This is a genomic window from Neptuniibacter sp., from assembly GCF_024231755.1.
In the GTDB taxonomy this organism is placed as follows: Bacteria; Pseudomonadota; Gammaproteobacteria; order Pseudomonadales; family Balneatricaceae; genus Neptuniibacter.
In genome coordinates this window covers 1-10,407 of the sequence record NZ_JAAEQH010000124.1, presented here as the reverse complement: position 1 = coordinate 10,407, position 10,407 = coordinate 1, and the positions used below count along the sequence as shown (strand labels likewise).

Below are 10,407 nucleotides of genomic sequence, written 5' to 3'. Positions count from 1 at the left end.
TTCCTCACGACAAGCTGACTAAAGCTTACCGTGACGTAAATGACATTGAAGACCTGCCACAGCTTGAGCTGGATAGCATCAAGCACTTCTTCGAGAACTACAAAGGTCTGGAAGACGGTACGTGGGTTAAAGTTGAAGGCTGGGGCAACGCTGACGCTGCTCGTGAAGCTATCGTTGCTGGTGTTAAGGCATACGAAGAAGCTAAATAAGCTACCTTCTCTTGATTATCAAAACGCCCTGACTTGTTCAGGGCGTTTTTGTTTGTGAGCCTTAAATGACCTACTTCAGGGTGGTTATTATTCGTGGGGGCTTTTCCAGAATTGGCAAAGTTGTAAAGTCACACTTTTGTTTTCGCTGTAAGCGAGTTGGGGTATTTGTTTCGGCAAATACCCCAACACCCCAAAGCCGACCCAACTGCTTGGTTGGCTTCACCAACTCCCCTGCGCGCTTCAGATTTAACCGGGGCTGACACAAACGAAGTTTGAACAGCTTCAGCTGGCCCGTAAGGGTAGCCGCCTTGCGGCTATAAAACTCGACTTCTATCGAAGTCTCAAACAGGCTTCGCCCTTTTCGATTAAATCTTGCAGTGCTCGGCATCACAGATGGAATATGAAAGTGCCGCATTTTGAGCTATGACGAAGTTGTCCAAGTGACAGGGCTACTTTCAAGGGAGTTCACAAAGAAACTGCCAGATTTACAGTTCGTATGGAGCTATCTGGAAAGCATCCATAATATAGCCGGACGTCGCCAGCTCATGCTGCATACTTTCCGTTTTCAGTTTTCCAGTTACCCAGATTGCATCATATAGATTCTCGACCTTGGTACCCGGCTCAAACCGCACATAGATAATCTGGTTGGACGGTGGTGGTGGCGTATGGATACAAGCGCCAAAGTAAGGCACCAAAAAGAATTCGGTTACATTCAGACCATCCGCCTCAATGGGAACAACATAACCCGGTAGCTTAACCATCTGGCCATCCATCTCCGGCACTATAGGTGCTGATTGCATTGCAATCATCATCTCATCAAGTATCTGCTGTGCTTTGGGGTCGAAGTCATCGATTGCAGCCAGTTTTTCCACATCAAAAATATCATCAAATGTGAAATCAGCTGGCATCAGTTGCTCCCACTCAACTTCCTTAATCTCTTCTCCATTAATCATATCTGCAGAATAAACCTGCATTGAAAAGATCAGTGAACAAAGAACAACTATTTTACGAAACAAAGAAAACATAATTACCACTTAGACTCTTATGGCCATACCATCTACCAGAGAGTTCTTATACGCGCGATACCCAGGTATAAGACCAACAATGGAGCCTACAAAAAATAGAATACCCAACAACTGCCACTGCCATAGGGTTAGCACCTGGGGATAAAGCAATAAACCAAACTCACTCTGTAATACTGGCGCAACAGCAATCAGCAATGCATAAAAAAGAACAACACCCAACGCGATACTTAAGAAAGTAATCAGCAAAGACTCAAACATCAATAACAAAAAGATATGCAGTGGCCTAGCCCCTACCGAGCGCAGAATTGCCATCTCGCGCCGCCTTTCATTCAGGCTTGTTAACATTAATGTTAGCAGCCCTATCAGGCTGGATACAGCGACCAGAGCAGAAACCAATAACAGCGCTTTTTCCATCAAGCCAAACATCTGCCATAACTCTTGCAGCGTCAGCCCCGGAAGAATCGCTAACAGCGGTTCTTTTCTATATTGGTTGATCGACCGTTGCAGATGGAAGGTCGACAGTTTGGAATGCAGCCCCAACATAAACGCAGTGATCTGCTTAGGCTGCAATTCCAGCAAAGCAGCTTGCTCCGCGGAGATATTCACACCCGGCAGTTTCATTCCCGACTTCCAATCGACATGAATAGCTTCTATAGCCTGTAGGCTCACATGTAGCGTGTTATCCACCGGAGTGCCAGTAGGCGCCAGGATGCCAACGACTGAAAAGGGTTTATCGTCATGTTCCACTAGTGCCACATTCCCCGCACCATGGGCTATAACAATTTTATCTCCTATCTCATAGCCAAGTTTATTGGCAACTTCCGCCCCCAGAACCACATCATATAAACTATTAAACTGTTGCCCTTGGCGAAAGGTCAGAGGCTGCTTCTTACCATATCGGTAATGCTTAAAATAATCGGTATTGGTACCGAGAACGCGATAGCCCTTGTGCGAATCACCCAGCGACAGAGGAATACTCCATTTCACCTTAGGGTGCTGACTGATAGCCTGATAACTTTGCCAGGAGATATTATTGGTGGCGTTGCCAATACGGAAGACAGAATAGAGTAAAAGATTAATCTGACCACTACGCGCGCCTACGATCAGGTCTGTTCCAGAGACTGTTGACGAGAACCCTTCTTTAGCCTGGTGCCGAACCATATCCACACCCAGCAGAAGTACCACACTTAAACTGATGGAGAGAATAGTGAGCAATAGTGTGCTTTTGCGATTGAGCAAACTAAACCAAGTCAGACGCAGGAGAATCATAGGTAATAACCTCCTTTCTCCGAAGGCTGTAATATTTCTGTCCGGGTAAAATGCTCTTGTAAAGCCGCGTCATGGCTGACAAAAAGTAAGGTCGAACCGGCGTCCTCACACAACTCAGTTAGTAACTCAATAAACTGATCTCTGTGTTCTGTATCCAGAGCTGAGGTAGGCTCGTCAGCTATTACTATCTCGGGAGAACCAAGCAAAGCTCTCGCAGCAGCGACCCTTTGCTGCTGTCCGGTAGATAGCTCCAAAACACTGCGCTGTAAAAGATCTGGGTCAGAAAGCCCCAAACGCTGTAAAAGTTCTTCGGCTCCCTTATCAGCAGTACCATATTTAGCTTGCGCCTGAGCCATACGCCGCTTGGAGAAGCGACAAGGCAATACTACGTTATCGATAAGATCAAGATAAGGTAAGAGATTAAACTGTTGGAAGATAAACCCGGTATGATCCGAGCGGTAATGGTCAATATCACTGGCTTTCATGGTTGTTATCTCTTTGTCTAACAACCGAATTTGGCCTGTATTTGGCGTAAGGATTCCGCCTAAAAGGTTGAGCAGCGTACTCTTACCGCTACCCGATGGCCCCTTGAGGAAAATCCTTTCTCCTCTGGCGATAGCTAACTCGTTAATACTGAGTATGGGTTTATCCTTTTCCCAAGCGTAACTGAGTTGACTGATTTCTATCGCCAGTTTCGACATTCTTACCCGCTATTTAATTTTGAGAACCGGTGTCTCTGAACTTAATTCCTGGCTTATGACAGCCTGGTCACTTAATAGGTTCACTTTAAGGTGCGCAATTGATGGGAATTTTGCGAAATAACCCAGTTCAATCTGATTCAGAAGCTCCGGTTTTACACACTTAAACTGATAGTGCGCATGAACATCCTGATGGTCTTCAGTATGCCCATCCCCATGATCGTGTTCGTCATGCCCATGATGGTCATGCTCTTTTTCATGATGTGCGTGTTCTTTATGGTGATCATGTTCTTTTTCATGGTGTCCATGTTCATGCTCCTTCTCATGGTGCGCATGCTCTTCATGATCGCTATGTTCCTTACCATGATCATGTTCATCATGATCTCCCCCCAAATGGACATCTACATCTCCTTTCAGGCAGAGCGCCGCATCAGGCAACTTAATCAGTTGATAAACATCTTCCAGATTCTGCAGTGCTTGCTTCACCTTGGCTTTATCGTCATAGGTACGCGCTTCATGCTCAAAGCCGACAACATCCATCATTGGAAGCTTTAATTCGGCCTGTAACTGGGTCCCTTCAATTACTATATTTAGCTCACCTTCCCCATGAACATGACTCTCATGCTGAACTTCAAATGCTGCTGCCATAGAAGAATAACAAACCGTAGAAAGAAAAAACGCAGGAAGAGCAGGACTAAGAATCTTTTTCATAACCAAAACCATTAAAAGTTACAATATAACATTTACTATACTGTTAACTATTTTAGTTGCCAATATTGAACCCCATAACCCGGCTTATTTACTTGCCAGCATGATCTCAGCAAGTGCCTTCAAAGCCTCTTCCCGTCTGGAGTTCCAAGGGTGAACATAACTCAGACGTAAACAATTTCGGTAGCGATTATCTTGCGCTGTAAAAAGATTGCCAGGGGTAATTAATACACCTGCTTCTCTAGCCTTTAAGTAACATTCAGAAAAATCGTACTCCGGCTCTAATTCTACCCATAAAGCCACACCACCTGCAGGTTGGCTAACTCTAATTGAGCCCAACCGTGACCAGTGTTGATCCAGCAGTAATAACAGCTGATCCCGCTGTTGCTGAAGTAACAACTTCTGCTTCCGCAGATGTTTGTCATAACCTCCATCGGTGATGAAATCCAGAAGCCCCTGTTGGGTAAATCGACTCAATGCCAACAAGTTCACCATCTTGAGGCGCTTGATCTCTTTTTGCTGGGAACTAATTATCCAACCAAGACGCAGTTGCCTTGATAAGGCTTTCGAATAGGAGCCACAGAGGATAACCCGATTATTCCTATCTATCTGCTTCAACGGTGCAGGCCGCTGAGCAAAGGCCAGGTCGCCATAAATATCATCTTCGATGATTTTAAAATCGTATTGCTCCGCCAGGTCCAATAGCGCACTTCTAGACTGCTGTGGTAATAGAGCCCCGGTAGGCGTTGAAAAGGCTGGAGTAACCACACAAGCCTTAACAGGCCAGCTTTGTAACGCTGCCTGCAAACTCTCAACAGAGATCCCCTCTTCCGAGGTTGCGGGAATCTCTAAAGCTTTCAGCCCCATACTTTCTATGAGCTGCAACACACCATAAAAACCGGGAGACTCAACAGCGACAATATCTCCTGGCTGGCAGCAACTCTGCAGAGCTAAGGAAAGCGCATGCTGGCATCCAGCTGTGATACTGACATCCTCAGCACTTAACCGGCAGCCCATCCGATTATAGCGCTCCGCTATTACCTGCCTTAACCCCTGTAGCCCTGCAGGCTCATCATAATAAGCATGATCATTGCCTCGCTGGCTTCGTAATGCTCTACCGATACAGCGATTGAGCTCTGTAATACCGACAGGTGTTTCTGCATAACCTGCATCTTGTGGACAGATATCAAAGGCAGCGCTGTGTTCCATTACATCACGCATCAGATCACTCATATCCACCAGCTGTGGTGATGTATCCACATCTGGAGCAGAAGGCACGAGCCTATCCACACTGGTACGACTACAAACATAAAATCCAGATTTAAACCGAGCCTCAATCAGGCCAGCTGCTTCAAGGCGTTGATAAGCATGTAGCACTGTAGCTTTAGATAAATTCTGTTCTAAGCACTGCTGCCTGATGGAGGGCAGTTTTGTACCAACCGGAAGCTCACCCGACCTAATCAGCTCGGTCAGTTCTATTTCCAGATCCTGATACAAATAAGACATAAGTTTCACCTATTGCTACATAAACTTTTTGAAAGCTCGCCTAATCTGTACCCATTATATTTGATTTTATTGATCCTGACCCTATCAATCTTTATCCGGTAAATTTACTCGTAATTCACTATGAAGCAATGAATCATGAGCAACCAGAATCCAAACTCCATCCCTATCACCACGTTACCCTCCTCTCCCCGTTTACCCGGTAACGGTAAGTTCCATGTAAGACTGACCGAGGGCTTTTTTCAGAACCTACGCAGATTAATCAGCTGGCCGTTAATCGCGCTGTTTTTTGGCATGGTCTGGGTAGAGATTGATGACAAACCTGCAGTATTGTTTGATTTCCCAGCGCATAGCATCTGGTTGTTAGGTACAGAACTATCCTGGTATGACCTGCCAGTGCTATCCGGCCTACTGATCAGTGGGGCAAGTCTGCTGTTCTTTATGGCTGTCGGATGGGGCCGGGTCTGGTGTGGCTTTGCTTGCCCACAATCAATATGGACCTGGATATTTATCCGTATCGAAGATCTAACTGAAGGCAAAGCAGCCCAACGTAGCAAAGAAGAACAGGCATCTCTTTCTGGCAGTAAGCTCCTCCGCAGGATTACTAAACACACTCTCTGGTTTGCTGTTGCGTTAATGACTGCCGTTACATTCAGTGGATATTTCGTCCCTATCGAAACTCTAATTACACAGCTGATTAGCGCAGAGGCTTCTCTGTTTACCCTGAGCTGGATTATCAGCATGACTCTCCTTACTTATCTCAACGCAGGATTGGTGCGCGAAAAAGTATGTCTGCACATGTGCCCCTATTCACGATTTCAGGGTGTGATGTTTGATGAGAACACTTTAACGGTCAGCTACGACAAGCAACGGGGCGAACCTCGCACCCACCTGAGAGGGGATGCAGAAAATTCGGGAGATTGTGTCGACTGCAATATCTGTGTTCAAGTCTGCCCTACTGGAATCGATATTCGTGATGGCCTTCAGGCCGCTTGTATCGACTGCGCAGCCTGTATTGATGCTTGTGACACGGTAATGCAAAAACTGGGACGAAAAACCGGGTTAATCGGCTTCTATTCTGAAAAGAAATTGGAAAGAGCTCCGTCACCATCCTCTGAACAATCGGTCTATCTCAGACCTCGCCTGATTGCTTATCTGAGTCTGTGCGTTATCAGTATCTGGGGGGTTACCTATGGATTACAGAACCGTACAGAATTACTAATCAATATTGAGAAGGAGCGTGGTCAACTGTTCCAGTTGTCAGGGAATCAAATCTGTAACAACTACCATGTAGAGCTGGAATCGTTCTCCCCGGAATTGCAGCAGCTAAGGCTCCATGTCACAAGTGATCATGCCACCAAGCCGCTCACGTTGAGAGGCCCTAACCCTGTGCTACTGAATAACCAGTACGCAACAGAGATATACACCGTTTGCGCTGAGGAAGGTTATTTATCAGGTTCTAACCCAATAGCGTTTAATTTCACGCAAGGAGAATTCAGCGGCACTAAGCAAAGTACTTTTATTGCCCCTTAAGACAGTATTGCCCCTAAGGCAGTTAAGTCCTACCCCACCAGCTCGAGCTTTTTCTGGCGGGGTAATTTTTTGATAGCGTACTCACGCTTTGATGCGGTTGAACGATCAGGGTGGGGTTCAGTCCAGATCATCTCTACCGGACGGCGGAGCTTGGTATATTTCGCCCCCCCCACCAGTTCACCATTATGCTGACGCAAACGCCTTTGAGTATCGGTCGTTACACCGGTATATAAAGTATCATCTGAACAACGTAGCATGTAAACGAACCAATCTGACATCAGCCGGCCTTGGAATGATTAAAGTTGAATCTCTGGATCATCTGGTTTTAACGGTTAAAGATATTAACCGTACTACCACCTTTTATGAAACTGTATTAGGAATGGAAACTATCGAGTTTTCTCAAGGCCGTAAAGCTCTCTGCTTTGGTAACCAGAAGATCAACCTCCACCAACAGGGCAACGAGTTTGAACCTAAAGCAGAGACTCCTTTACCCGGAAGTGCAGATCTTTGTTTTATAACCTCCACCCCGATCACTGAAGTTATCCAGCACCTTACAAACGCGGGGATTGATATTGAAGAAGGTCCTGTAAACAGAACCGGAGCAGTTGGTCCTATCAATTCTGTATATATACGGGATCCTGACCTTAACCTTATCGAGATATCTAAGGAACCTGCGAACAAGTCCCTGCGGTTTCTGCAAGATCCTGCCGTGCGCAAATTCTAGGCGCAATCTGCCGCTAATGGCCATAGCCCTTAGCAAAGGTTGCAACAACGAAGTTGCGTGCGACAGGCCTTGCCCTACGGGGCATTCAGTTTGATGCGTACTCTGCGTTTTCGCTTTTTGTAAGGTCCAGACATTACTGCAAAGCGCTGCCTTGATTACACATCAAACTGAAAGCCAGAAGTTAGCAGGGACTTATTCGTAGGTTCCTTAACTCTTAAGGTCAGTTCACACTAATTAAAACAGCAAAACAGCCCTTTCCCTGCTCAATGTAAGGACCTACTTATCTCGCAGTACTGATCATTTCAGGATTGAAACAAGTCAATATAATTTTCACTAAAACAGATAAAAATCCACATATTTTTTCCCACCCCTTCCAGTGTGGATAAAAAACAAACAAATCTATGAACCCACAATATAAAACCTATAACTCGTTGTATTTCAAGAGTTTTAAATACTGATCAGAGAAAGAACAAATTGCTGAACTGTCATATTTCATGGGCCCTTCAGCCATCTACCCCAAAGTTATTCATAAAGTTATCCACAGAAAACTTTAATAAACTGAAAACTAAGGGAATTATCTATTAGCATATTTTACAAAGGGGATAATCAGGCAAAGCAGTATTACTGCATACACTGAACTATCTGTAACGAATGGCTACCAATGGCAGATAAGGAGCGCCTTCGTGAAATATGCTGGCGTGGATAAAAAAAAGCCCCATCAATGATGGGGCAGTCCAGTTTGCTCGATCAAGCAGGACACAATGGGAATGAACCATTAAGGAAGTGGGCTGACTGTTAATAGACCAGCCCGGAGATGAGCTTTCGCACTTACAATAAATCCATCCTTACGCTAACCCGTAGAAACCAGGGAACAGAAGAATAGAGATAACGACTGCTACCTGCATGAGGATAAATGGCATCACACCACGGTAGATATCCATTGTCTGCACGCTCGGAGGGGCCACCCCTTTGAGGTAGAACAGACTGAAACCAAATGGAGGCGTCAGGAAACTTGTCTGCAGGTTCATCGCGATCAGAATCGCGAACCATACCGGAGCAATACCCAGGGCATCAGCTACAGGTGCCAAGATAGGTACGATAATGAAGCTGATCTCTACGAAATCGATGAAGAAACCAAGGATCAGGATCGCAATCATAGACAGGATCAGGAAGCCCTGAGCACCACCCGGCAGATCAGACAGAAGTTCTTCAACAATGTAATCACCACCTGTGTATGTAAATGCCATTGAGAAGGCAGTTGCACCCAGCAGGATCGCAAATACCATCGCAGTTACTTTTACTGTTTCAGTTGCGGAGTCCAGTACCATTTTCCAACTGAACTGACGGTATAGAGCAGCCAATACCATCGCACCCACACCACCTAGTGCAGAAGATTCCGTTGGTGTCGCAATACCTGCAAAGATAGAACCCAATACAATTAAAATCAGCGCTAGCGGAGGAATAATCGCTTTCAACGCTTTCATGTATTGTTCACGTTTAGAATCAACATCGTCATCCAAAGGCAATGCCGGCGCCGCTTCAGGCTTAACAAAGCTATAGATAAGAATATAAACAACGTAGATACCGATCAGCATTAGGCCAGGGCCAACCGCAGCTTTGAATAGGTCTCCAACTGGGATACCCAGTACATCACCTAAGATAATCAGGATGATAGATGGAGGGATAATCTGACCCAAAGTACCAGACGCACAGATCGTACCGCAGGCCAGGGATTTGTCGTATTTGTACTTCAACATTACCGGTAGCGAGATCAGACCCATTGCTACAACAGATGCACCTACTACACCGGTGGAAGCCGCCAGCAGCGCACCTACAAGTACTGTGGAAATAGCCAAACCACCACGGACACCACCGAACAGTTTACCCATCGACTCCAGCAGCTGTTCTGCCAGTTGGGTTTTCTGCAGGACAATACCCATGAAAATAAACAGTGGAACCGCCATCAATACCGTGTTTTCCATAATGCTTTGGATACGGAACGGCATAAAAGCAAACATTTCAGCACCTTCGGCAAATACACCGAAGATCAACGCAACACCACCAAAGGTAAAGGCAACTGGGAAGCCGACAAGCAGCATCAACAGCGCCACAACAAACATGATAATACCAATCATTATTCAGGCTCCTTAGTGCTGCGGTGGTTCGTAATGATCAGCCTGGCGGTAACCCAGGTAGATATTTAAAGATTTCAGGAACAATCCGATGCCGCTAATCAGCATGGCAAAAAAGGCAAACGGAATAACAGATTTAATAATCCAGCGATAAGGCAGTCCGCCTGGATCGCCTGACATTTCACCCAGCTCAAAAGATTCGCGAGCGAAATCAACCCCGTACCACGCAACCAGTGCACAGAACGGAATCAGAAGAATTACAGTACAGATCATATCGATCAGCGCTTTGGTTTTAGCGCTAAGACGTTCATAGATCAGGTCAACACGTACGTGACCACCTGCTCGTAGTGTGTAAGGCACACCTAGCAGAAAAACCGAGGCATATAGGTGCCATTCAAGCTCCTGCATCCCTATGGAGACATCATTAAAAACATAACGCATTACAACATCGATAAAGACGTTGAAGAGCATAAGTACAAACAGGACGGCAGAGATCTTACCCAGAATATCTGAGAAGCTGTTGATCACCTGCTCAAGTCTCAATAGAAACATGCTAGCTCCTGAAAGGTTGGAAAAGATGGTTGGCACCAGAGCGGTGCCAACCGG

General features: G+C 45.7%; 11 protein-coding genes. 3 read left to right on the top strand and 8 right to left on the bottom strand.

Annotation, left to right across the window (positions count from 1 at the left end; all coding sequences use genetic code 11):
• Positions 1-209, top strand: a 209-nt coding sequence (locus GY843_RS07510; RefSeq protein ID WP_297308139.1) for an inorganic diphosphatase, incomplete at its 5' end; no start/stop codon positions are given.
• 485 nt (positions 210-694) lie between these two features.
• Here GY843_RS07510 and GY843_RS07505 read toward each other — a convergent pair.
• The 5 genes from GY843_RS07505 to GY843_RS07485 form a co-directional block, all read right to left on the bottom strand.
• Positions 695-1,234, bottom strand: a complete 540-nt coding sequence (locus GY843_RS07505) for a DUF3299 domain-containing protein (protein ID WP_297308137.1) — start codon at positions 1,232-1,234, stop codon at positions 695-697.
• A gap of 9 nt (positions 1,235-1,243) precedes the next feature.
• Positions 1,244-2,503, bottom strand: a complete 1,260-nt coding sequence (locus GY843_RS07500; protein WP_297308135.1) for an FtsX-like permease family protein — start codon at positions 2,501-2,503, stop codon at positions 1,244-1,246.
• The gene (locus GY843_RS07495) at positions 2,500-3,204 is read right to left on the bottom strand and encodes an ABC transporter ATP-binding protein (protein ID WP_297308133.1); all 705 of its coding nucleotides are present in this window, start codon (positions 3,202-3,204) and stop codon (positions 2,500-2,502) included. The genes GY843_RS07500 and GY843_RS07495 overlap by 4 nt, the downstream gene beginning before the upstream one ends.
• 9 nt (positions 3,205-3,213) lie before the next feature.
• Positions 3,214-3,912: a DUF2796 domain-containing protein gene (locus GY843_RS07490; RefSeq protein WP_297308131.1), complete on the bottom strand. Its 699-nt coding sequence runs from the start codon at positions 3,910-3,912 to the stop codon at positions 3,214-3,216.
• 84 nt (positions 3,913-3,996) lie between these two features.
• Positions 3,997-5,415, bottom strand: coding sequence for a PLP-dependent aminotransferase family protein (locus GY843_RS07485; protein WP_297308129.1), 1,419 nt, complete (start codon positions 5,413-5,415; stop codon positions 3,997-3,999).
• Positions 5,416-5,550: 135 nt separating this feature from the next.
• Between GY843_RS07485 and ccoG the strand changes: the two genes are divergently transcribed.
• Complete coding sequence (gene ccoG / locus GY843_RS07480; RefSeq protein ID WP_297308127.1) at positions 5,551-6,945, top strand: cytochrome c oxidase accessory protein CcoG; 1,395 nt, start codon at positions 5,551-5,553, stop codon at positions 6,943-6,945.
• Positions 6,946-6,974: 29 nt separating this feature from the next.
• Here the strand turns inward: ccoG and GY843_RS07475 are convergent, their stop codons facing one another.
• Positions 6,975-7,223 (bottom strand): GIY-YIG nuclease family protein, encoded by a 249-nt coding sequence (locus GY843_RS07475; RefSeq protein ID WP_297308125.1) that lies wholly within the window; start codon positions 7,221-7,223, stop codon positions 6,975-6,977.
• A 14-nt stretch (positions 7,224-7,237) separates the two neighbouring features.
• On the opposite strand from GY843_RS07475, the gene GY843_RS07470 reads away from it, so the two are divergent.
• Positions 7,238-7,669: a VOC family protein gene (locus GY843_RS07470; protein ID WP_297308123.1), complete on the top strand. Its 432-nt coding sequence runs from the start codon at positions 7,238-7,240 to the stop codon at positions 7,667-7,669.
• Between the two features lie 845 nt (positions 7,670-8,514).
• Here GY843_RS07470 and GY843_RS07465 read toward each other — a convergent pair.
• Complete coding sequence (locus GY843_RS07465; RefSeq protein WP_297308121.1) at positions 8,515-9,804, bottom strand: TRAP transporter large permease subunit; 1,290 nt, start codon at positions 9,802-9,804, stop codon at positions 8,515-8,517.
• Between the two features lie 12 nt (positions 9,805-9,816).
• Positions 9,817-10,407: TRAP transporter small permease subunit (locus GY843_RS07460; RefSeq protein WP_367183816.1), on the bottom strand; the 591-nt coding region annotated here is incomplete at its 5' end.

Coding starts and splice junctions, on each gene's coding strand:
- GY843_RS07505 (WP_297308137.1), bottom strand. CDS start 1,234: ATGTTTTCTTTGTTTCGTAAAATAGTTGTTCTTTGTTCACTGATCTTT.
- GY843_RS07500 (WP_297308135.1), bottom strand. CDS start 2,503: ATGATTCTCCTGCGTCTGACTTGGTTTAGTTTGCTCAATCGCAAAAGC.
- GY843_RS07495 (WP_297308133.1), bottom strand. CDS start 3,204: ATGTCGAAACTGGCGATAGAAATCAGTCAACTCAGTTACGCTTGGGAA.
- GY843_RS07490 (WP_297308131.1), bottom strand. CDS start 3,912: ATGAAAAAGATTCTTAGTCCTGCTCTTCCTGCGTTTTTTCTTTCTACG.
- GY843_RS07485 (WP_297308129.1), bottom strand. CDS start 5,415: ATGTCTTATTTGTATCAGGATCTGGAAATAGAACTGACCGAGCTGATT.
- ccoG (WP_297308127.1), top strand. CDS start 5,551: ATGAGCAACCAGAATCCAAACTCCATCCCTATCACCACGTTACCCTCC.
- GY843_RS07475 (WP_297308125.1), bottom strand. CDS start 7,223: ATGTCAGATTGGTTCGTTTACATGCTACGTTGTTCAGATGATACTTTA.
- GY843_RS07470 (WP_297308123.1), top strand. CDS start 7,238: ATGATTAAAGTTGAATCTCTGGATCATCTGGTTTTAACGGTTAAAGAT.
- GY843_RS07465 (WP_297308121.1), bottom strand. CDS start 9,804: ATGATTGGTATTATCATGTTTGTTGTGGCGCTGTTGATGCTGCTTGTC.